Genomic DNA, 21,195 nt, shown 5'->3' with positions numbered 1-21,195 from the left:
CGCGATGGTTTTTCCGCCCCGCCCCGTCGATATGTCCCTTTTCGGTCTGTGATAAACTGCGCTTTACCACGTGAAATCAGGAATCGATGAATGGCTACAATGCTGGATGTCTCAATTCGCGCAGGCGTCTCGAAAGCGACGGTTTCCCGCGTGTTGAACGGCACAGGTCAGGTGAAAGAGAGCACCCGCCAACAGGTCTTTAAAGCGATGGAAGAGCTGGGCTACCGGCCCAATTTCCTTGCCCGCTCGCTGGCCAATCAGACCAGCAATAGTATCGGGCTGGTCGTCTCCACCTTTGACGGCTTTTACTTTGGCCGTCTGCTGCAGCAGGCGTCACGCCAGACCGAAGCCTGGGGAAAGCAGCTTATCGTCACCGACGGCCATGATACGCCGGAGCGCGAAGAGGAAGCGGTGCAGATGCTCGCCGACCGGCAGTGCGATGCGATCATCCTCTATACCCGGCACATGAGCGAGAAGGCGATCATGTCGCTGATTAACTCGATCGCCATGCCGCTGGTGGTGATTAACCGCGATGTGGCGCAGGCCCGCGAACGCTGCGTGTTCTTCGAACAGCAGGAAGCCGCCTTCCAGGCCGTGGAGTATCTGATTACCCAGGGCCACCGCGATATCGCCTGCATCACCGTCCCGATGCATACCCCTACCGGCCAGGCTCGCCTGCAGGGCTACCGCAACGCGCTGATAAAACATGGTATTGAGTGGGATCCGAGCCGGGTGAAGTATGGGGACTCGACGATGACTCGCGGCTACGAACTGTGCCGGGAACTGCTGGACGAGAAAGCCCGCTTCAGCGCGCTGTTTTCCTGTAACGATGATATGGCGCTGGGGGCGTCAAAGGCGCTGCATCAGGCGGGGCTGCGTATTCCACAGGATGTGTCGCTGTTTGGCTTCGACGATGCGCCAAGCGCGAAATGGCTGGAGCCGGGGCTGTCGACGGTTTATCTGCCGATCGACAACATGATCACTACGGCTATCGACCAGGCGATCAAGCTTGCCAATCAGCAGCCGATAGAAACGATCCCGCCGTTTACCGGCACGCTGGTGCTTCGCGAGTCGGTGACGACGGGACCTTTTTTTAAATAAGCTCTAAGGCCAGCAGCTCCTGGATGGTCTGGCGACGGCGGATCAGCCGCGCCTTACCGCCATCAAACAGCACCTCCGGCAGCAGCGGACGGCTGTTATAGTTGGACGACATCGAAGCCCCGTAGGCGCCGGTGTCATGGAGCACCAGATAATCCCCAGGCGCCACCGCCGGCAGCAGGCGGGTCTCGACTTTGCCCCCCTCCTGCTGGGTAAAGACATCCCCGGATTCGCACAGCGGCCCGGCCACCACGGTTTCGACCTGCGGCGCGGCGCTGAGATCCCGGCCATCCCCCGCCAGAGCGGTGATATGGTGATAGCTACCGTACATTGCCGGGCGCATCAGGTCGTTAAAGCCGGCGTCAATCAGCACGAAGTGACGGCTGCCCATCTCTTTCACGCTGCGCACCTGCGACACCAGCACGCCGGACTCGGCCACCAGGAAGCGTCCTGGCTCAATCTCCAGTTTCACCGGGTGCCCCAGATGGGCCGCGATCTGCTCCCGGGCGCGGTTCCACAGGCCATAATAGTGGGCGGTGTCGATGGCCTCTTCACCTTCGCGGTAAGGAATCGACAGACCGCCGCCGGCGGAGATGGCCTGCAGATCCTGGCCAAAGTCGACGACCTGGCGCACCATCGCGCCGCACACCTGCTCCAGGTGACCATAGTCAACGCCAGAGCCGATATGCATATGGATCCCGACCAGCTGCAGCTGATAGCGTCGCATCACTTCCAGCGCCGCCGGCAGGTGGCTGTACCAGATGCCATGCTTGCTATTCTCACCGCCGGTATTGGTTTTCTGGCTGTGGCCGTGGCCAAAGCCCGGGTTGACGCGCAGCCAGACGCGATGGCCCGGCGACACCTCGCCCAGCTGGCTCAGCATGTCGATCGAGCCGGCGTTCACCGGGATCTGTAACGCCTTCACCCTATCGAGGGTGGCGTCGTCGATCAGATCGGCGGTGAAGACGATATCCTCGGGATTCTGCTGCGGATCGTAGCCTGCCGCCAGCGCCCGCTCGATCTCCCCCAGCGACACCGAGTCCACCTTCACCCCCTGCTCACGCATCAGACGCAGAATATGAATGTTAGAGCAGGCTTTTTGCGCAAAACGCACCACGTCGAACTGGCTGAGCTGGGCTATCTGGCGGCGAATAATCTGCGCATCATAGACCCAGACCGGGCAGCCAAATTCCGCCGGCAGGCGCAGCAGGTTGTCCGCGGTCAGGTCAGTATCGGTGGCGTAAAGCGAGTGTGGCATAAGAACTCCGGTGCAGTGCGTGTGTTGGTCGCTGTTTTTTCTGATTACGCCACAGTGACAGACGAATAAAAAATATCGTTTTATCGCGACTCTATGCAAAAATGATATGGTTCCAGCCGAGCCTCACGGAGACCGCATGCCAGCCGTCAATTTGCGTCATATCGAAATCTTTCACGCGGTGATGACCACCGGCAACCTGACCGAAGCGGCGCGGATGCTGCACACCTCGCAACCCACGGTCAGTCGCGAGCTGGCGCGCTTTGAGAAGGTGCTCGGCCTGCAGCTGTTTGAGCGGACCCGCGGTCGCCTGCAGCCGACGGTGCAGGGCCTGCGTTTGTTTGAGGAGGTTCAGCGCTCCTGGTATGGCCTGGACCGTATCGTCAGCGCCGCCGAGAGCCTGCGCGAGTTCCGCCAGGGCGAGCTGTCGATCGCCTGTCTGCCGGTGTTTTCCCAGTCCTTTCTGCCGCTGCTGTTGCCGCCGTTTCTCTCTCGCTATCCGGAGGTCAGCCTGCAGATCGTCCCCCAGGAGTCGCCGCTGCTGGAGGAGTGGCTCTCCGCCCAGCGCCATGACCTTGGCCTGACGGAGACCCTGCATACCCCCGCGGGCACCGAACGCACCCCGCTGCTGACGCTGAATGAAGTCTGCGTGCTGCCCGCCGGCCATCCGCTGGCGGCGCAGGCGACGCTGACCCCCGCCGATTTTCAGGGCGAAAACTACATCAGCCTGTCGCGCACCGACAGCTATCGCCAGCTGCTCGACGCCCTGTTCCTTGAGCATCAGGTTAAACGGCGGATGGTGGTCGAAACCCACAGCGCGGCCTCGATCTGCGCCATGGTGCGCGCCGGCGCCGGGATCTCGGTGGTGAATCCGTTAACCGCCCTGGACTATGCCGATAGCGGCGTGGTGGTGCGCCGCTTCAGCGTCGAGGTGCCGTTTACCGTCAGCCTGATCCGCCCTCTCCACCGCCCGCGCTCGGCGCTGGTCGACGCCTTTGTTGCCCACCTGCAGCAGAGTCTGCCGCAGATCCTCACGCCGCTGGCGTCGGTCCTGCAGAGAGCATAAAGTTGACCGCGTCTTCCGCGTGGATCGCCGCGGTGTCAAAGACCGGCAGCGGACTGAGCTCGGCAGGCACCAGCAGGCCAATCTCCGTACAGCCGAAAATAACCCCTTCCGCCCCCTGCTCCGCCAGGGCGGCGATCGTCTGCAGATAATAATCCCGCGACGCCTCGCTGAAGGTGCCGAGACAAAGTTCGTCGAAGATGATCTGATTGATCTGCGCCCGATCGTCAGCCTCAGGGATCAGCGTCTCGATGGCAAACTGCTCCTGCAGACGACCGCGGTAAAAGGTCTGCTCCATGGTATAGCGGGTGCCCAGCAGCGCGACCCGGCGCTGACCTTTGGCGGCAATCGCCCGTCCGGTGGCATCGGCAATATGCAGGAAGGGAACCTGGCAGCGGGCGGCGATGACATCTGCGACTTTATGCATAGTGTTGGTGCACAGGACAATGCCTTCGGCCCCCGCCTGCTGCAGCCCGACCGCGGCCTCAGCAAGGATCTCCCCGGCGCGATCCCAGTCGCCGGCGGACTGGCAGGCTTCGATGTCGTGAAAATCGACGCTGTGCAGCACCAGGCTGGCAGAGTGCAGGCCGCCCAGTCGCGCCTTAACGCCCTCATTGATCAACCGATAATAGGGGATCGTGGACTCCCAGCTCATGCCGCCTAACAGGCCAATGGTTTTCATCTTCTGCTCCTTATGTCGTTTCTGCCAGTGAAGCAAACTTGTGATCAACTTTCCACTTCTCTGGCCGCGTATTTCTTTTTCATGAAGAGTGGGATAAGTTAAATGAAACAATGTTTCACCTTAACAACAGGATCGCCCGATGTTTATTTTTCATAAAGACACCACCCTTGAAGACCTCGGCAATGGCGTAACCCGCCGCATTCTGGCCCACGACGGCAAAATGATGGCCGTGGAGGTGAATTTTGCCGCCGGCGCCGTCGGCCCGATGCATAACCATCCTCACGAACAGCTCACCTATGTGCTTTCCGGCGAGTTCGAGTTCACCATCGGCGAGGAGACGCGCGTCGTCAGCGCCGGCGATACGTTGTATAAGCGGCCGGGGATTATGCACGGCTGCGTCTGCCTGCAGCCCGGCACGCTGCTCGATACCTTTACTCCCATTCGCGAAGATTTTCTTGAAGGCTAATCCATAACGGGGGCGTTCGCCGTCCCCGGTTACTGCCCGGCGCCCTTCAATAAAAAGATGCGGCCACAATCATTATCCTGGTAATTATATTTCCCGCTCAGTTAAGCCTAATTTTTCATTTCTTTCAGGCGCCCTTTACGGCCAAAATGCTTACCACCTCACCTTTTTGAAACATCGTTTCGACTTTGATCACATTTCCATCCTGATCTGCATGACGCAGAAACAAATCGCAATAAAATGAAATTAAAACGGTGTTTTATAAAAAACAGTTCAGCATAAAAAAAGGGCTGCCAGCCCTTACCTGCTAGACCAGTTAAAGAATAACCCATTAATTAACAAGGACATGTTAAGCAGAGGAAGCGTTCAGACATTTTTGCGTTGTCAGGCGTAAAAGGCCGACAGCGCGGCGTCACCGGATCCGTATTACAACTCGTAAGCCAGGTAGGTATGTATGAATGAAAACAAGCTGCTGGGATTGGCATGGATATCGCCCTATATCATCGGGCTGATCGTCTTTACCGCTTTTCCCTTTGTTTCATCTTTCTTTCTCAGTTTTACCGAGTACGACTTGATGAGCCCGCCGGTATTTAACGGCATCGAAAACTATCGCTATATGTTGACCGAGGATAGCCTGTTCTGGAAATCGATGGGGGTGACCTTTGCCTACGTCTTTTTAACCATCCCCTTAAAACTGGCTTTCGCCCTCGGCATTGCTTTTGTGCTCAATTTCAAACTGCGCGGCATCGGCTTTTTCCGCACCGCCTATTACATCCCGTCGATCCTTGGCAGCTCGGTGGCGATTGCCGTGCTGTGGCGCGCCCTGTTCGCCATTGACGGCCTGCTGAACAGTTTTCTCGCCGTCTTTGGCATCGATGCCATCAACTGGCTGGGGGAACCCTCCCTGGCGCTGATGTCGGTCACCCTGCTGCGCGTCTGGCAGTTTGGCTCCGCGATGGTCATCTTCCTCGCCGCGCTGCAGAACGTTCCGCAGTCGCAGTATGAGGCGGCAATGATTGACGGCGCCTCAAAGTGGCAGATGTTCATGAAGGTCACCGTGCCGCTGATCACCCCGGTGATTTTCTTCAACTTTATTATGCAGACCACCCAGGCGTTCCAGGAGTTTACCGGCCCGTACGTGATAACCGGCGGCGGTCCGACCTATTACACCTACCTGTTCTCACTCTATATCTACGATACCGCCTTTAAGTACTTCGACATGGGCTATGGCGCCGCGCTGGCGTGGGTGCTGTTCCTCGTCGTGGCGGTCTTTGCGTCGATCGCCTTTAAGTCATCGAAATACTGGGTCTTCTACTCCGCCGATAAGGGAGGCAAAAATGGCTGATATTCAACAGATGGCGCCGGTGATGAGCGACGCCGATCGTGAGGTCGCCCGTACGCTACGCCGGGAAAAGGTGAGCCGGGTGGTGCGCTACGTCGTGCTGATATTCGTCGGCCTGCTGATGCTCTACCCGCTGGCGTGGATGTTCTCCGCCTCGTTCAAGCCGAACCATGAGATCTTCACCACCCTCGGGCTGTGGCCTGCCCACGCCACCTGGGACGGGTTTATCAACGGCTGGAAGACCGGCACCGAATACCATTTCGGCCACTATATGCTGAACACCTTTAAGTATGTGATCCCGAAAGTGGTGTTAACGATCATTTCCTCCACCATCGTGGCGTACGGCTTCGCACGCTTTGAGATCCCGTGGAAGAAGTTCTGGTTCGCAACGCTTATCACCACCATGCTGCTGCCGAGCACCGTCCTGCTGATCCCGCAGTACCTGATGTTCCGCGAAATGGGGATGCTGAACAGCTATCTGCCGCTGTACCTGCCGCTGGCCTTCGCCACCCAGGGATTCTTCGTCTTCATGCTGATCCAGTTTCTGCGCGGCGTGCCGCGCGATATGGAAGAGGCGGCGCAGATCGACGGCTGCAACTCCATCCAGGTGCTGTGGTATGTGGTGGTGCCGATCCTCAAGCCGGCCATTATCTCGGTGGCGCTGTTCCAGTTTATGTGGTCGATGAACGACTTTATCGGTCCGCTGATCTACGTCTACAGCGTCGATAAGTATCCCATCGCGCTGGCGCTAAAAATGTCTATCGACGTCACGGAAGGCGCGCCGTGGAACGAAATTCTGGCAATGGCGAGCATCTCCATTCTGCCGTCCATCATTGTCTTCTTCCTGGCTCAACGCTACTTCGTGCAGGGCGTGACCAGCAGCGGAATCAAAGGTTAAGAGGGAAATATCATGGCTGAAGTAATTTTCAACAAACTGGAAAAAGTTTACTCCAACGGGTTTAAAGCGGTGCATGGTATCGACCTGAAGATTGCCGATGGCGAATTTATGGTGATCGTCGGCCCCTCCGGCTGCGCCAAATCGACCACCCTGCGCATGCTGGCGGGTCTGGAAACCATCAGCGGCGGCGAGGTGCGGATTGGGGACAAAATCGTCAACAACCTGGCGCCAAAATCACGTGGCATCGCGATGGTGTTCCAGAACTACGCCCTCTATCCGCATATGACGGTGCGCGAAAACCTCGCCTTCGGCCTCAAGCTGAGCAAGCTGCCGAAGGCGCAAATCGACAGACAGGTGGAAGAAGCGGCGAAAATTCTCGAACTGGAAGAACTGCTCGATCGCCTGCCGCGCCAGCTCTCCGGCGGCCAGGCGCAGCGCGTGGCGGTGGGCCGGGCGATCGTCAAAAAACCGGACGTCTTCCTGTTCGACGAACCGCTCTCCAACCTTGACGCCAAGCTGCGCGCCTCGATGCGGATCCGCATTTCCGATCTGCATAAGCAGTTGAAAAAATCTGGCAAACCGGCGACCACCGTCTACGTCACCCACGATCAGACGGAAGCGATGACCATGGGCGACCGCATCTGCGTGATGAAGCTCGGCCACATTATGCAGGTTGATACCCCGGACAATCTCTACCACCAGCCGAAAAATATGTTTGTCGCCGGGTTTATCGGCGCGCCGGAGATGAATATTCGTCCCAGCCAGCTGGTTGAGCACGGTGGTCGCCTGCATTTGACGCTGGGCGATCAGCGGCTGCCGCTCAACGATCGGCTGCAAAGCAAAGTTGAAACCCATAAGAATCAGCAGGTGTTCTTTGGCGTGCGCCCGGAGTTTGTCTCTCTCTCCGATGAACCGTTTGCCGAAGGTTCCTGCGCGGGTGAAATGGTACGCGTAGAAAACATGGGACATGAATTCTTTGTTTATCTCAGGGTTGCTGATTATGAGCTGACCGCCCGCGTGCCGTCGGACGATGCGAAGCCGATGATTGCCAGGGGACTGAATCGCAAAGTCTATTTCACCTTTGATCTCAACAAGTGTCACATCTTTGACGCCAAAACCGAACAGAACCTCTCTCTGTGAACCCTGGAGCATAACAATGAAAAACGTGCTGATAAGCGCCACCCTCTCCGCCACCCTGGGCCTTAGCGCCTTCTCTTCGCTAGCGCAGGATGTCGACCTGCGTATGTCCTGGTGGGGGGGCAACGGCCGCCATCAGGTCACCCTCAAGGCGCTGGAGGAATTCCACAAACAAAACCCAGACATCAACGTCAAAGCAGAATACACCGGCTGGGACGGCCATCTTTCACGCCTGACCACCCAGATTGCCGGCGGTACCGAGCCTGACGTGATGCAGACCAACTGGAACTGGCTGCCGATCTTTTCGAAAAATGGCGATGGCTTTTACGATCTGAATACCCTGAAAGACGAGATCGACCTCAGCCAGTTCGACGCCAAAGAACTGCAGTCCACCACGGTCAACGGCAAGCTTAACGGTATTCCAATTTCCGTCACCGCCCGCGTCTTCTACTTTAACGACGAAGCATGGAAAAAGGCGGGCATCCCCTTCCCGAAAACCTGGGATGAACTCATGGCGGCGGGAAAAACTTTCGAAAGCAAGCTCGGGAAACAGTACTACCCGGTGGTGCTCGAACACCAGGACGTGCTGGCCCTGCTCAACTCTTATATGGTGCAAAAATACAATCAGCCGGCCATCGATGAGAAAGGGCGAAAATTCTCCTACAGCAAAGCGCAGTGGGCGGATTTCTTCGGTATGTATAAGAAGCTTATCGACAGCCATGTGATGCCGGACACCCGCTACTATGCCTCCTTCGGCAAGAGCAACATGTACGAAATGAAGCCGTGGATCCAGGGCGAATGGGGCGGGACCTACATGTGGAACTCCACCATCAACAAATATTCCGATAACCTGAAGCCGCCGGCGAAGCTGGTGCTGGGGGAATACCCGATGCTGCCGGGCGCCACCGATGCCGGACTGTTCTTCAAGCCCGCGCAAATGTTGTCGATTGGCAAATCGACGAAAAACCCGCAGGCGGCGGCGAAAGTGATTAACTTCCTGCTGAACAGCAAAGAAGGGGTGGATATTCTTGGACTGGAGCGCGGCGTGCCGCTGAGTAAAGCGGCGGTCACCTACCTGACCGAGGATGGGGTAATCAAAGCCGACGATCCGGCGGTGTCCGGCCTGAAGCTGGCGCAATCCCTGCCCACCGCTCTGCCGGTCTCACCGTACTTCGACGATCCGCAGATCGTCGCCCAGTTCGGCACCACCCTGCAGTACATCGACTACGGTAAAAAGTCGGTGGAAGAAGCGGCCGAGGACTTCCAGCGCCAGACCGACCGCATTCTGCGCCGCGCGATGCGCTAACCTGCCCGCCTGAACTCTCCCGTGGCGTCCGCCGCGGGAGAGCCTGCCTGCGTATCCTGTCAGAAGAAATATTTGAAGCGCACCCGGGCGCCATAGCGTTCATCGGAATTCCCGCTCTTCGCCGCCGTGGAATCGAGCCACGAGGCGTAGGCGCCAAGGTAAATATTGAAGTTCGGCATCGCCATAATATTCGGCAACTGCCAGGAGGTGTGCAGGGTATGGATGTCATAGCGCCCCGGCGCGAGGATTGCGCAGTCGTCATCGCACTCGCCGCTCACCCCGGCCATGTTGAACTGGTCGATTTTGTTATGCGCGTAGATATAGCCCAGCTCCACGCGATGCCAAAGGGCGTTGATCCCGGCGCTGAAGTCGGTTTCGTCCGCCGCGTCCAGCAGGGCGGTACTCAGATTGACCACCGCCCCATCCTGCGGATCGCTTTTCAGGGTGTTCCAGCTCATGGTCAGCCCGTAGCCGGTGCGGTTTGACTGGTCGACCCAGCGTCCGCTCTGGCTCTGATAGCCGTAAGCATTGTTGACGAGATTGCTCTCTATCGCCGCGGCCGCCGACCAGGCGCCGGACTGCCACGCCGCCACCGGCCGCACGTACACCACATTTTTGCGGTTTTCCAGTGCGTTACCATGATAGTTCTGATCGACAAACAGCGAACTGCCGTCCTCCACCAGGGTGTTAACTTCGAAATACCAGTTATCCACCGTTTTGCTAAACAGAAGGTTACCGCCGCTGCTGCTGCGCCCGCGCCCCTCTTTCATCATGTAAATATAGCCATAGCCATCGGAATAGAGATCGTTGGCGGTATTACCTGAATATTCAATAAAGGTATCCTGATTCAGCGGGAACATATCCCAGGCTTCAAAGCGGCCTATTTTTATTTTCCAGTCATCCTGCTGGCCGAAGAAAAATGCCGCATCATCAAGATTCATTTTGCCATCCATATCCGCCAGAGGCTGCACGCTGAATCCGGCATATTGCCCGTCGGCGCCATTCCGTCTGCCATCGAAACCCAACAGAATACGACCGTTAATATCCCAGCGCTCTTTATCGCCGGGCGCCCAGCTTTTATTCGCGCTGGTTTTGACCGACGTCAGACTGCCGGTGCGACTGGCGCCATCGAGGTTAAATTCGACGTCGCCATAAAATTTTAATTCGCCATTGTCATTTAGCTGCAAACGCGGCGAAGCAGGCGCCGCGCGGGCGACCGTCGCGGCCTGCTGCTGGCCTTTCAGCGTCTTAATTTCCGCCTCTGCGCTGGCGGCGCGCGCCTCCGTCGCCTTTAGCCGCTGCTCCATTTGCGCCAGTCGCTCCTCCAGCGATAACGGCGCCTGCGCCATAACGGATGGCAGATACAGAGACGTCAGAAAACACCCGACCCAGATTTTATTCATCGGTAAACCCTTTTATTATGGAATGAACTGAATTTTTTTATTAATGGGTAACGCACGACGATGCAGGCAATAATAACCCGCCCATCGTCAAAGACGGGTTATTAACGACAACAGCCTTATTATTATTCGAGCTGCCAGGCGCCGGCTTCGTTTAATGCCGCCGAGCCGCTCCAGGCAAATAACGCTAATTCACGGCGGGGAGCCTGCGGATAGATACGGCTGCTCAGGCAGGCTTCGCCGTCATTGACAAAAACCTCCACCGAAGAGCTATCGAAAAATATTCGCAGGTTGAGATCCGCTCCGGCGGTCAACGGCACGCTGCGCGTCCCGCACAGGCCATACTGCGGATAATGCCGCTCCAGCACCAGACGCTGCTGTTGGGCATCCACGTAGATGCGCAGGCCATCGCCAAAGCGCAGACCATACTGCTCGGCGCTGCTGCGGGCGCAGTCCCAGCGCAGATTCACCTCCATCGCCTCGCAGTTGTCGACCATCGTCGTCTGCTGGTTGTTCAGGGTGCTGACCGGCCACGGGAACCAGGCGCCGCGCAGGCTCTCCACTTCTTTCGCCGGGCGCATCTGCAGGCGGTCATCCGCACTCAGGCTCAGCTCGCGCGGCAGGGAGAGCATGCCCGCCCAGCCGTCCTGCTGCTCCGGCAGCGGCGATTCCCACATATCCAGCCAGCCAATCACGATCCGCCGGCCATCGGGGTGGCGAAGCTTTGCGGGCATAGAAATCGTGGCCGTTATCCATCTCCCGGAATTCGCCATGGCGAATAAAACGCTGGCCTGGCTGCCACTCGCCGATCAGATAGCCGCTCTGGAACAGATTGCGGTTGCTGAACCCCGCGGCCTGCATCCCCTGTGGGGAAAACATCAGAACGCGTTTGCCGTTGAGGGTGAAGAAGTCCGGGCACTCCCACATATAGCCCATGGTGCTTTCCGCTTCATCCAGCACCCCCGCGTCCTGCCACTGGCGCAGATCGGCTGAACGGTACAGCCGCACCTGGCCGGTATCGCCTTCGCGCGCGCCGACGATCATGTACCAGCTGTCTCCTTCACGCCAGACCTTCGGGTCACGGAAGTGGTGCATACCCGGCGGGGTGTCGACCACCATTCCCTGGCGCTCAAAGTGGATCCCGTCGCGGCTGGTGGCCAGACACTGCACCTGATACAGATTGGCTTCGTCGCCAGGATCGCCGTGGAACTTATGCCCGGTGTAAATCAGCGCCAGGGTATCGCCATCGACCACCGCCGAGCCGGAGAAGCAGCCGTCTTTATCCTCCGGGCCCTCCGGCGCCAGGGCTACCGGCAAATGCTCCCAGTGCACCAGATCCTTACTGCGCGCGTGCCCCCAGTGCATCGGTCCCCACTGGGTGGAGTACGGGTGATGTTGATAAAAGGCATGGTACCAGCCGTCGAACCACACCAGACCGTTTGGGTCGTTGATCCACCCGGCGCGGGCCGCCAGGTGATAGTGCGGATACCAGCGCAGATTCAGCGCCTGGCGTTGTGTCTGGAGTACCTGTTCAGCCCGGGAGATTGTGTAAGTCATCATTTTCACTCTTTTTGATTCAGATAGCGGTAGGTTGCGACACCAGCGGATCGGCGGAGGATTTGCCGGAGCGCAACAAGAAGATGGAAATAAAGGTGGTGCAGAACACCAGCAGGCCCATGATCAGGTAGGACTGGGCGAAGCCATATTTTTCATAGCTGTAGCCCGCCAGCGGCGACAATACGCTGGCGATAATCGAGCTGGTGCAGGCGAAGCCCACCAGATAGAGGGTGGAGGAGAGACGTTTATCGAAGTTGAGGCTGTTGTACTTAAAGATAGCCACCAGCAGTATCGGCAACTCCACCGCGTGCAGCAGTTTGGTGATGGAGATCAGCAGCGGCCCCTCCACCAGACCGGAGGCCACCATGCGCATCGCCATCACCATGCCGGCGAAAATCAGACCGTTTTTGGCGCCGATGCGGTTCACCAGCCACGGCGCGCAGAACATGCCGGCCGCCTCGAGGAACACCTGGAAGGAGTTGAGGTAGCCATACATCTCATTGCCTTCCTGCAGGGTCGCGAACTGCGATGAGAAATAGACCGGGAACTGCTGGTCATAGACGCCGTAAATGCAGGTGCCGATGACGAAGAAGACCAGCGCCCAAAAGCGCGGCAGCGTCAGCAGGCGCAGCGCATCTTCGAGGGTCACCTTACCGCCCGATACCGCCTCCTGCATTGCATGCGGCGCCGAGGAGACCCGCAGCCGCGCCAACAGGATAAAGAACACCAGCCCGGAACAGCTGGCGACGAGGAAGTTTAGCTGCGGATTGATGTTAAACAGCAGGCCGGCGAAGAAGGTGGCCACCGCCCAGCCCAGCGAGCCCCACATCCGCGCCCTGCCGAATTCAAACTGGCTCTGACGCGCCACGCGCTCGGTGTAAGATTCCAGCACGCCGATGCCGCCGTTAAAGGTCAAACCGATATAGATCCCGCCAAAGATGCTGCCCAACAGGACGTTGATTTTCAGCAGGTGGCCGAACAGCAGATACGCCGGACCAGAGAGGATCAGCAGCGCGGTGATATACCAGAGCAGATGTTTGCGCAGCCCCAGCTTGTCCTGGATAAATCCATAGCAAACTTGCGCAAACAGCGCGGAAACCGACAGTACGGCATAGATAATACCGGTATCGCCTGCCTTCAGCCCAACCTCCTGGTGAAGCCAGATAGAGAGCAAGGAGCCGGATGACGACCAGGTCACGAAAAAGAAAAACAGTAAGGCACTGAGCAACGGGTAGCTGTGTGAGTGAGGCGCTTTCATCATGACATTCTCGTGTTAGAGGAATGCAATTATGGTAACGTTAACAAAAAACAAAACGCAGGTGGATTCGCTGCGATATATGATGTTAATCACAAAAGTTAACGTTAACATAATGAAGATGCGATCGCGATCAAAAATCAACCGCAACATAGCTCACGACGGCGATAGCAGAAAATCGTTTCACTCTTTTACATCAGCGACTTAGTTGTATAGCCTGTACTCTGCGGCAATGGCGGAGGAAAAAATGGCGTCCCTGAAAGATGTAGCAAAACTGGCGAATGTATCTCTGATGACCGTCTCACGGGCGCTGAACACCCCGGAGCGGCTGAAGCCTGAGACACTGGCCCGCGTGCAGGCCGCCATCGCCGAAACCAACTACGTCCCCGACCTGTCGGCGAAGAAGATCCGCGGGGCGCGCGCAACCCCCAGCACCATCGGCGTGCTGGCGCTGGATACCGTGACCACGCCCTTTTCGGTGGAGATCACCTTATCGATCGAAGAGACGGCCCGCGCCCACGGCTGGAATAGCTTTGTGGTCAATATGTTTTCTGACGATCGTCCGGAAGCGGTGGTCGACCTGCTCCTCTCCCACCGTCCGGACGGCATTATCTTTACCACCATGGGCCTGCGCCAGGTACCACTGCCGGAAAAACTGCTGACTCTGCCCTGCGTGCTGGCCAACTGCGAAAGCCTCAGCCAGCCGGTGGCCAGCTATATCCCGGACGATGAACAGGGGCAGTACGACGCGGTGAAAGCCCTGCTTGCCGCTGGCTATCGTCGTCCGCTGTGCCTGCACTTACCCGCCAGCCAGCCGGCGACGATCCGCCGCCGCCTGGGGCTGGAGCGCGCCTGCCGGGAGGCCGGTATCGAACCGGACCATCTGAGCCATTCGTATATGGGCCAGGGCGATGAGCATTACCACGATATCCCGGCGGTGGTGCTGGCGCATATCCGCGAGGGTAAACCTGGCTTTGACTCAGTGATCTGCGGCAACGATCGCATCGCGTTTATGGTCTACCAGACGCTGCTGGGCCAGGGGTTACGCATTCCACAGGACGTGGCGGTAGTGGGATACGACAACATGGTGGGCATTGGCGATCTGTTTCTACCGCCGCTCTCCACAGTGCAACTGCCGCATTATGACATCGGGCGCCTGAGCGCCCTGCATATCATTCACGGCGACAACCATCGGGAGACGCGCAAAGTCGCCAGCCCGTGGTTGCCGCGCGCCTCACATTAACGATTACCGATGTTGCGCAGCTTCTCGCCCGCCATCAGGTTGCGCTCAATGTGCTCGAGGGTGACATTCTTGGTTTCCGGGATCAGCCAGAAGGTGATGCCGATAAAGGCCACGTTGAGCGCCGTGTAGAGCCAGAAGGTGCCGGCGGCGCCAATTGCGTCAAGCAGCGTCAGGAAAGTGGCGCCGATGATCATGTTCGACACCCAGTTGGTGGTGGTCGAGCAGGTGATACCGAAGTCGCGGCATTTTAGCGGCTGGATCTCGGAGCAGAGGATCCACACCACCGGCGCCGCGCTCATCGCATACCCGGCAATACACATCATGGTCATGCCGACGGAGAGCCAGGAGAGGCCGCTGGATGCGGTGCCATTGTCGAACTGCATCAGGCAGTAGCCCAGCACCAGAGTGCCCAGCGCCATCACGCTAAAGCCGATTTTCAGCGCTGGCTTGCGGCCCGCTTTATCCACTGTGAACACCGCAATAAAGGTGGCAAACATAAAGGTCAGGCCCACCACCAGGGTGGCGATCATCTGCTGTTCAGTAGTGGTAAAGCCCGCCATTTTAAAGATACGCGGCGCATAGTACATGATGATGTTCATGCCGGTGAACTGCTGCATCGCCTGCAGCAGCATGCCCAGGAACACCGCCCGGCGCACGTTACGATTGACCTTAAACAACGCCCAACCGCCCTGCTTCAGCTTGAGGCTCTCACGGATCTCGTTAAGCTCGTCGCGCGCCTTTTCCGAGGTATCGCGCAGCATCCGCAGCACTTCTTCCGCTTCGATATGGCGTCCCTTCTCCGCCAGCCAGCGCGGGCTGTTCGGCAAAAAGACGACCAGAATGATCAGGATCACCGCCGGCAGCGCCAGCACGCCCAGCATGGCGCGCCAGTTACCGCTGTAGCTAAAGGCGGTATCGGAAAGAAACGCCAGCACAATGCCAAGGGTGACCATCAGCTGATACATACTGATCATTTTCCCGCGCACGTTCTCGCTGGCCATCTCGGAGAGGTACAGCGGCGCGGTATAAGAGGCAATCCCGACTGCCACGCCCAACACCACGCGGGCCACCAGCAGCACCTCCACGCTGGCGGCAAAAGCGGATCCGATAGAGCCGGCCACAAAGAGTACGGCCCCCGCCATCAGGCTGTATTTACGGCCAAGGCGGAAAGACAGCCAGCCGTTAAACAGCGCGCCTATCGCCGCCCCCAACATCATGCTGCTAACCACCCACTCCTGAAGCTGGCTGGATAAGGTGAAATGGTCGGTTATAAAGGGCAACGCTCCGGATATCACGCCGATATCCAGGCCAAAGAGCAAGCCCGCCACCGCCGCGGCGATGGAAACAAACCAGTTCATCCGCCGGGTATCACGTTGCGTCCGCGGCGATAATGTAGAGTCGTTACTGATTGAAGTCATTTTTTTCCTGCCACACAGAGTAAGACATAAGACGAAAGTACGTGACTGGTGGATGAATGGGTCAGGCAGGATAAGCCAAAGATATGGACTATATTGCTGGCAGGATGGGTTTTGTGATGGACATTAAACTTTCAAAGTAACAAAAAATGCGTTTCCAATAGTTAATAACCCTGTTTATACAGAGCGGTAACATTATACCCGTGTTCCGGAGTATGGACGATCCGCACTTTTGCGTATGGACAATAATTGCTCAGAAGGCCGGAGCGATACCACAGACCCCGGCCATCGCGGACGGTTAGCGCGCCAGCCAGCCGCCGTCCACCGCCACCGTGTAGCCATTGATGTAATCGGAGGCTGAGGAGGCAAGGAACACGACTGGCCCCATCAGATCGGCCGGTAGCCCCCAGCGCCCGGCGGGAATGCGATCGAGGATTTCGCTGCTACGCTGCTCGTCGGCGCGCAGCTGCTGGGTGTTGTTGGTCGCCATATACCCCGGGGCGATGGCGTTGACGTTGATGTTGTGTTTGGCCCACTCGTTGGCCAGCAGGCGGGTGACGCCCATCACCGCGCTTTTGGATGCGGTATACGACGGCACGCGGATCCCCCCCTGGAACGACAGCATGGAGGCGATGTTAATGATCTTCCCGCCACTGCCCTGGGCGATAAAGTGTTTCGCCGCCGCCTGGGACATAAAAAATACGCTCTTGATGTTGAGGTTCATCACGTCGTCCCAGTCTTTTTCGCTGAACGCCAGCGCGTCCTCGCGGCGAATCAGGCCGGCATTGTTGACCAGAATATCAATATGGCCGAACTCCGCCACCGCCCGCTCCAGAAGCTGAGGAATACCGTCGATCTGGCGCAGGTCGGCGGTCAGGCTGAGAAAACGGCGTCCCAGCGCGGTTACCCGCTCGATAGTCTCCACCGGTTCGACGATATTGATACCGACAATATCGCAGCCCGCTTCCGCCAGCCCGAGGGCCATCCCCTGACCTAAACCGGTATCGCATCCGCTCACGACGGCCACTTTTCCCTGCAGGGAGAATGCATCAAGAATCATATTATGTTCCTTAGTCGTTCAGAGCCTGCTGTTTGCAGGCAAGGTTCTCTCGGCCCGGTCCGCGCCGGCGGCGCGACTGAGCGTGGGGCGAACTCTCGGGCATAGCCCACCATAATGAAAATAAAACAGAGTTCCGTTTTGCTGATGGGTGCCATCTTAGCCCCGCCCCCAGCCATTTTCAATATTATTTAAAACGATGTTTCATTTTTTATGATGACGATTACAAAAAAAGAAAAAGCGAAGGAGCCTCCCGGCACGCGCCAGGCCGGAAAAGGTTTTGAAAAGATGAAGATTCTACCGATTGTCTGCAGAGGTGCCGAAGCGAAGCCAGCAGACCGCTGAAAACGCGGGAATTACGCTGAACTGCGTGAGCCATCACAAATAATGAAACAATGTTTTGATAAATTAATACCCGTCTTTTAAAACATATCACTCAGCGACACGCCTCTGGTCCAGCGGCATCGCAGGAAAGAAAGGAGCACTACATGGCTAAAGGCATGCGGGTCAAACTGAATTATCACGTCAGCCACGATCCGGATACCGGGGCGGAAGTCACCCGCTTAACCCCCCCGGAGGTCACCTGTCATCGCAACTACTTCTATCAGAAGTGCTTTTTTAACGATGGCAGCCATTTACTGTTCGCCGGCGAGTTTGACGGCCACTGGAACTACTATCTGCTGAATATCGCCAGCGCCGAGGCCGTCCAGCTAACCGAAGGCGCCGGGGATAACACCTTCGGCGGCTTCCTCTCCCCGGACGATAAGTCGCTTTATTACGTGAAAAATGACCGTATCCTGCTGGAAGTCAACCTGACCACCCTCGCCGAGCGCGAAGTTTATCGCGTTAGCGATGACTGGGTAGGGTATGGCACCTGGGTGGCAAACAGCGATTGCAGCAAACTGGTGGGCATTGAGATTGCCAAAAGCGACTGGACGCCACTCAACGACTGGCAGATTTTCCATGATTTCTTCCATAAAGGACCGCACTGCCGCCTGCTGCGCGTCGACCTGCGCAGCGGTGAGAGCCAGGTGATCCATGAGGAAAAAATCTGGCTGGGACACCCGATCTATCGTCCCTTCGACGACCATACCGTCGCCTTCTGCCATGAAGGGCCGCACGATCTGGTGGACGCCCGCATGTGGCTGGTCAACGAGGATGGCAGCCATGTTCGCAAAGTCAAAGCGCATGCTCCAGGCGAAAGCTGTACTCATGAATTTTGGGTGCCGGACGGTTCGGCGCTGATCTACGTCTCCTATCTGAAAGGCCAGCAGGGGCGGACGATCTATCGCTTTGATCCCGAAAGCGGCGTCAACGAGGCCCTGATGACGATGCCGGCCTGCTCGCATCTGATGAGCAATTTCGATGGCACGCTGCTGGTAGGCGATGGCTCAGGTACACCGGTGGATGTCAAGGATACCGGCGGCTACTCCATTGATAACGATCCCTGGCTGTATGTCTTTAACGTGGCGGAAAAGCGCTACTTCCGCGTCGCGCGCCATGATACCTCGTGGGCGACGGTGGCCAACAGCCGCCAGGTAACGCACCCGCACCCCTCATTTACCCCGGACGATAGCGCCATTCTGTTCAGCTCCGATAAAGACGGTAAACCGGCCATCTATATCGCGAAATTACCCGCGCACCCGTCAATGCTGAGCGCCTGATCCACGCCACACTTTTTTCTGTAACTGGCCTTGCCCTCCTTCATGGAGGGCTTTTTTTGTCCCTTCTCTTTCCCCCATAAAAAAACCCCGGCTGACGGCGCCGGGGAAAACAAACGATGAGGGATGAATGGTCGGTCAGAACGAGTAGGCCACCCCAACGCGGAAGCGGGTCTGACGATCGCTGCGGTCGTTCACCCCGACGTTGCCAATTTCACCATACGGCGACCAGTTATTATCCAGCTTATAGGCCACCTTCACGTTATATTCCTGCGAGTAGGGTTTATTGTCGTTGCGGCTGACCCCTTCCGAGCTGCGGGCATAGACATAGTTCAGCTCTGTACGCCAGTCGCCGAGGACAAATCCGGCCCACGCGTCGCCGCGGTTAACTTTGTCATCATCTTTGCCGGCGTTGTTCGGGTAGCGGGTGTACTCATAGCGATAGCGAGCGGCGACATAGAAGCCGTTGTCGAAACTGTACTGCGCGTGCAGGTGCGGCTTGTAGATGGAGCGGCTGTCGTTGCTCTCAATGGTAAACCCGGGGGTGAGGAAAAAGTTCGACGTTGCTTTCCAGCGCCAGCTGATGGTGTCTTCATGACCATTGCCCACCACGTCCGAATAGGGTTGCGAACCGTTGTCGCCACCCGAACGCCATTTGGCCTCGACGGTAAAGCCTAAGCCGTTGGCAAAGCGGTGAGAAACGGAGACGCGGTCAGCATTACTTTTATCACTCTTTCCGCCATCAATAAATTCATGACGTAAATCTATCGTTACCGCGGTTGCTGCAAAAGACATACCGCAGAGGGCGGCGAGAACCAGAGAGCGTTTTAACATAGGGTACCCTTACAATAAATAAAATGACATTTCGTTTTTATGAAACATCATTTTATTTTTTAGGCACCATAGTTTTAGTGACCAGGATCGTAGTTATTTGTTTCAAAAAAGGTGGCACAACAAGACGTGACGAAGCTCAATAATTTCGCCGGGGAGAGTGAAAGAGGGAGGGGAAAAAATAAGGGTTCGGCAAAGCACGGCGCATAAAAAAGGCCTCCCGCAGGAGGCCATGGAAATCGAGGTATAGCGCTATGCGCGTTCTACCGCCAGCGCCACGCCCTGACCGCCGCCAATGCACAGCGTCGCCAGACCTTTGCGGGCATCGCGCTTGATCATTTCATGCACCAGCGACACCAGAATCCGGCAGCCGGAGGCGCCGATGGGGTGGCCGAGGGCGATCGCGCCGCCGTTGACGTTGACCCGGCGCTCATCCCACTCCAGTACCCGGCCAACCGAGATCGCCTGAGCGGCAAAGGCCTCATTGGCTTCGATCAGATCGACGTCGTCCAGCCGCCAGCCGGCCCGCTCCAGACAGCGACGGGTGGCATGCACCGGGGCAATGCCCATCAGCGCCGGATCGACGCCGACGCTGGCGAAGGCGCGGATCCGCGCAAGGATCGGCAGCCCCAGCTCCAGCGCTTTAGCCTCGCTCATCATCATTACCGCCGCCGCGCCGTCATTGATGCTTGAGGCGTTGCCGGCGGTCACCGATCCAAGGCGATCGAAGGTGGGCTGCAGGCTGGCCAGCCCTTCCGCGCTGGCATCCACCCGCGGTTGTTCATCGGTATCCACGGTGCGCGCCGCGCCGTTATGCTCGGTGACAACCGGGACGATCTCATCGCGAAAGCGACCGGAATCAATCGCCTTGCGCGCCTTATGCTGTGAGCTGAGCGCCCAGGCGTCCTGCAGCTCGCGACTGATGCCAAATTCCCGGGCCAGGTTTTCCGCCGTGACGCCCATATGATAATCGTTGAAAGCATCCCACAGCCCATCATGCACCAGACTGTCAATCAGCTGGCTGTTGCCCAGCTGGGCGCCGGTGCGGCTGTCGGTAAGCACATGCGGAGCGCGGCTCATATTCTCCTGGCCGCCAGCGATCACCACGTCCGCTTCCCCGCACTGGATCGCCTGGGTAGCGAGGTGCAGAGCCTTCAGGCCGGAACCGCAGACATCGTTAATGGTGATAGCCGATACGGTGTTAGGCAGCCCACCGCGAATAGCGGACTGACGCGCCGGATTTTGTCCGGTCCCCGCGGTCAGCACCTGGCCGAGGATCACCTCATCCACGCTGTGCGGATCGATTCCCGTCTTCTCCACCAGCGCCTTCACCACCACGCTCCCCAGCTCGACGGCTGAATGGCGCGATAATGCGCCCTGAAAGCAGCCAATCGGCGTTCGCAGCGCGCCGACGATCACGACATCCTTCATCCTCTACCCCTGCCCATGCATTTGCGCAAAGAAACAGCGATATACTAGATAATTGTTATCAAAAAACTTTGTAATTGTTTAAAAAAAGTGAAGCCAATCAC

19 protein-coding genes and 1 pseudogene are annotated in these 21,195 nt (G+C 57.7%); 10 read left to right on the top strand and 10 right to left on the bottom strand.

Annotated features, from left to right (window positions below; translation table 11 throughout):
* Positions 1–99: 99 nt before the first annotated feature.
* Positions 100–1,101 (top strand): LacI family DNA-binding transcriptional regulator, encoded by a 1,002-nt coding sequence (locus LPQ25_RS04345; RefSeq protein ID WP_004229436.1) that lies wholly within the window; start codon positions 100–102, stop codon positions 1,099–1,101.
* Here the strand turns inward: LPQ25_RS04345 and lysA are convergent.
* Positions 1,094–2,356: a diaminopimelate decarboxylase gene (gene lysA / locus LPQ25_RS04340; RefSeq protein ID WP_002915990.1), complete on the bottom strand. Its 1,263-nt coding sequence runs from the start codon at positions 2,354–2,356 to the stop codon at positions 1,094–1,096. The two genes, LPQ25_RS04345 and lysA, sit on opposite strands and share 8 nt — an antisense overlap.
* Before the next feature lie 136 nt (positions 2,357–2,492).
* Between lysA and LPQ25_RS04335 the strand changes: the two genes are divergently transcribed.
* Complete coding sequence (locus LPQ25_RS04335) at positions 2,493–3,419, top strand: LysR family transcriptional regulator (protein WP_009308578.1); 927 nt, start codon at positions 2,493–2,495, stop codon at positions 3,417–3,419.
* Here LPQ25_RS04335 and LPQ25_RS04330 read toward each other — a convergent pair.
* Positions 3,385–4,098: an aspartate/glutamate racemase gene (locus tag LPQ25_RS04330; protein ID WP_014906969.1), complete on the bottom strand. Its 714-nt coding sequence runs from the start codon at positions 4,096–4,098 to the stop codon at positions 3,385–3,387. The two genes, LPQ25_RS04335 and LPQ25_RS04330, sit on opposite strands and share 35 nt — an antisense overlap.
* A 139-nt stretch (positions 4,099–4,237) precedes the next feature.
* On the opposite strand from LPQ25_RS04330, the gene LPQ25_RS04325 reads away from it, so the two are divergent.
* The 5 genes from LPQ25_RS04325 (at position 4,238) to LPQ25_RS04305 (ending at position 9,244) form a co-directional block, all read left to right on the top strand.
* The gene (locus tag LPQ25_RS04325; protein WP_002915993.1) at positions 4,238–4,564 is read left to right on the top strand and encodes a cupin domain-containing protein; all 327 of its coding nucleotides are present in this window, start codon (positions 4,238–4,240) and stop codon (positions 4,562–4,564) included.
* A gap of 451 nt (positions 4,565–5,015) precedes the next feature.
* Positions 5,016–5,906 (top strand): carbohydrate ABC transporter permease, encoded by an 891-nt coding sequence (locus LPQ25_RS04320; protein WP_002915995.1) that lies wholly within the window; start codon positions 5,016–5,018, stop codon positions 5,904–5,906.
* Entirely contained in the window at positions 5,899–6,801 is a 903-nt protein-coding gene (locus tag LPQ25_RS04315) for a carbohydrate ABC transporter permease (protein WP_002915996.1), read from the top strand. Before LPQ25_RS04320 ends, LPQ25_RS04315 begins: the two co-directional genes overlap by 8 nt.
* Positions 6,802–6,813: 12 nt before the next feature.
* The gene (locus LPQ25_RS04310) at positions 6,814–7,941 is read left to right on the top strand and encodes an ABC transporter ATP-binding protein (protein WP_004211903.1); all 1,128 of its coding nucleotides are present in this window, start codon (positions 6,814–6,816) and stop codon (positions 7,939–7,941) included.
* A 16-nt stretch (positions 7,942–7,957) separates the two neighbouring features.
* A complete protein-coding gene (locus tag LPQ25_RS04305; protein WP_002915998.1) occupies positions 7,958–9,244 on the top strand; it encodes an ABC transporter substrate-binding protein in 1,287 nt (428 codons plus the stop codon).
* 59 nt (positions 9,245–9,303) lie between these two features.
* Here LPQ25_RS04305 and LPQ25_RS04300 read toward each other — a convergent pair whose 3' ends face one another.
* The 4 genes and pseudogenes from LPQ25_RS04300 to LPQ25_RS04285 form a co-directional block, all read right to left on the bottom strand.
* A complete protein-coding gene (locus LPQ25_RS04300) occupies positions 9,304–10,647 on the bottom strand; it encodes a carbohydrate porin (protein WP_014906968.1) in 1,344 nt (447 codons plus the stop codon).
* Between the two features lie 122 nt (positions 10,648–10,769).
* Positions 10,770–12,201 (bottom strand): annotated as a pseudogene (locus LPQ25_RS04295) (glycoside hydrolase family 32 protein).
* A 19-nt stretch (positions 12,202–12,220) separates the two neighbouring features.
* Entirely contained in the window at positions 12,221–13,462 is a 1,242-nt protein-coding gene (locus LPQ25_RS04290) for an MFS transporter (protein WP_002916000.1), read from the bottom strand.
* Positions 13,463–13,474: 12 nt separating this feature from the next.
* Entirely contained in the window at positions 13,475–13,609 is a 135-nt protein-coding gene (locus LPQ25_RS04285; protein WP_004143987.1) for a hypothetical protein, read from the bottom strand.
* Between the two features lie 94 nt (positions 13,610–13,703).
* On the opposite strand from LPQ25_RS04285, the gene LPQ25_RS04280 reads away from it, so the two are divergent.
* Positions 13,704–14,699 (top strand): LacI family DNA-binding transcriptional regulator, encoded by a 996-nt coding sequence (locus LPQ25_RS04280; RefSeq protein ID WP_004181200.1) that lies wholly within the window; start codon positions 13,704–13,706, stop codon positions 14,697–14,699.
* Here LPQ25_RS04280 and araE read toward each other — a convergent pair.
* Both araE and kduD read right to left on the bottom strand, forming a co-directional pair.
* Entirely contained in the window at positions 14,696–16,117 is a 1,422-nt protein-coding gene (araE, locus tag LPQ25_RS04275) for an arabinose-proton symporter AraE (protein WP_002916001.1), read from the bottom strand. The genes LPQ25_RS04280 and araE overlap by 4 nt on opposite strands.
* A gap of 295 nt (positions 16,118–16,412) precedes the next feature.
* The gene (kduD, locus tag LPQ25_RS04270) at positions 16,413–17,174 is read right to left on the bottom strand and encodes a 2-dehydro-3-deoxy-D-gluconate 5-dehydrogenase KduD (RefSeq protein ID WP_002916003.1); all 762 of its coding nucleotides are present in this window, start codon (positions 17,172–17,174) and stop codon (positions 16,413–16,415) included.
* Positions 17,175–17,384: 210 nt separating this feature from the next.
* Between kduD and LPQ25_RS27205 the strand changes: the two genes are divergently transcribed.
* Both LPQ25_RS27205 and LPQ25_RS04265 read left to right on the top strand, forming a co-directional pair.
* Entirely contained in the window at positions 17,385–17,516 is a 132-nt protein-coding gene (locus LPQ25_RS27205; RefSeq protein WP_009485911.1) for a hypothetical protein, read from the top strand.
* 143 nt (positions 17,517–17,659) lie between these two features.
* Complete coding sequence (locus LPQ25_RS04265; protein ID WP_002916048.1) at positions 17,660–18,835, top strand: oligogalacturonate lyase family protein; 1,176 nt, start codon at positions 17,660–17,662, stop codon at positions 18,833–18,835.
* 135 nt (positions 18,836–18,970) lie between these two features.
* Here the strand turns inward: LPQ25_RS04265 and ompK26 are convergent, their stop codons facing one another.
* Together ompK26 and LPQ25_RS04255 are read right to left on the bottom strand one after the other, a co-directional pair.
* Positions 18,971–19,666: a KdgM family porin OmpK26 gene (gene ompK26 / locus LPQ25_RS04260; RefSeq protein WP_002916050.1), complete on the bottom strand. Its 696-nt coding sequence runs from the start codon at positions 19,664–19,666 to the stop codon at positions 18,971–18,973.
* Positions 19,667–19,915: 249 nt separating this feature from the next.
* On the bottom strand, positions 19,916–21,094 hold the full coding sequence (locus LPQ25_RS04255) for an acetyl-CoA C-acetyltransferase (protein ID WP_002916052.1): 1,179 nt from the start codon (positions 21,092–21,094) through the stop codon (positions 19,916–19,918).
* Positions 21,095–21,195 lie beyond the last annotated feature (101 nt).

This window comes from Klebsiella sp. KPN54798, assembly GCF_021184225.1.
Lineage (GTDB): Bacteria > Pseudomonadota > Gammaproteobacteria > Enterobacterales > Enterobacteriaceae > Klebsiella > Klebsiella pneumoniae.
Note: the sequence above shows the minus strand (reverse complement) of the source record. Positions and strands in the feature narration are given on the sequence as shown.

Bases quoted from the DNA above. Each gene is read 5' to 3' on its own strand.
- araE (WP_002916001.1), bottom strand. From the start codon at position 16,117: ATGACTTCAATCAGTAACGACTCTACATTATCGCCGCGGACGCAACGT.
- ompK26 (WP_002916050.1), bottom strand. From the start codon at position 19,666: ATGTTAAAACGCTCTCTGGTTCTCGCCGCCCTCTGCGGTATGTCTTTT.
- LPQ25_RS04300 (WP_014906968.1), bottom strand. From the start codon at position 10,647: ATGAATAAAATCTGGGTCGGGTGTTTTCTGACGTCTCTGTATCTGCCA.
- LPQ25_RS04325 (WP_002915993.1), top strand. From the start codon at position 4,238: ATGTTTATTTTTCATAAAGACACCACCCTTGAAGACCTCGGCAATGGC.
- LPQ25_RS04290 (WP_002916000.1), bottom strand. From the start codon at position 13,462: ATGATGAAAGCGCCTCACTCACACAGCTACCCGTTGCTCAGTGCCTTA.
- LPQ25_RS04310 (WP_004211903.1), top strand. From the start codon at position 6,814: ATGGCTGAAGTAATTTTCAACAAACTGGAAAAAGTTTACTCCAACGGG.
- LPQ25_RS27205 (WP_009485911.1), top strand. From the start codon at position 17,385: ATGATGACGATTACAAAAAAAGAAAAAGCGAAGGAGCCTCCCGGCACG.
- LPQ25_RS04265 (WP_002916048.1), top strand. From the start codon at position 17,660: ATGGCTAAAGGCATGCGGGTCAAACTGAATTATCACGTCAGCCACGAT.
- LPQ25_RS04305 (WP_002915998.1), top strand. From the start codon at position 7,958: ATGAAAAACGTGCTGATAAGCGCCACCCTCTCCGCCACCCTGGGCCTT.
- LPQ25_RS04330 (WP_014906969.1), bottom strand. From the start codon at position 4,098: ATGAAAACCATTGGCCTGTTAGGCGGCATGAGCTGGGAGTCCACGATC.
- kduD (WP_002916003.1), bottom strand. From the start codon at position 17,174: ATGATTCTTGATGCATTCTCCCTGCAGGGAAAAGTGGCCGTCGTGAGC.
- LPQ25_RS04255 (WP_002916052.1), bottom strand. From the start codon at position 21,094: ATGAAGGATGTCGTGATCGTCGGCGCGCTGCGAACGCCGATTGGCTGC.
- LPQ25_RS04315 (WP_002915996.1), top strand. From the start codon at position 5,899: ATGGCTGATATTCAACAGATGGCGCCGGTGATGAGCGACGCCGATCGT.
- lysA (WP_002915990.1), bottom strand. From the start codon at position 2,356: ATGCCACACTCGCTTTACGCCACCGATACTGACCTGACCGCGGACAAC.
- LPQ25_RS04280 (WP_004181200.1), top strand. From the start codon at position 13,704: ATGGCGTCCCTGAAAGATGTAGCAAAACTGGCGAATGTATCTCTGATG.
- LPQ25_RS04285 (WP_004143987.1), bottom strand. From the start codon at position 13,609: ATGTTGCGGTTGATTTTTGATCGCGATCGCATCTTCATTATGTTAACG.
- LPQ25_RS04345 (WP_004229436.1), top strand. From the start codon at position 100: ATGCTGGATGTCTCAATTCGCGCAGGCGTCTCGAAAGCGACGGTTTCC.
- LPQ25_RS04335 (WP_009308578.1), top strand. From the start codon at position 2,493: ATGCCAGCCGTCAATTTGCGTCATATCGAAATCTTTCACGCGGTGATG.
- LPQ25_RS04320 (WP_002915995.1), top strand. From the start codon at position 5,016: ATGAATGAAAACAAGCTGCTGGGATTGGCATGGATATCGCCCTATATC.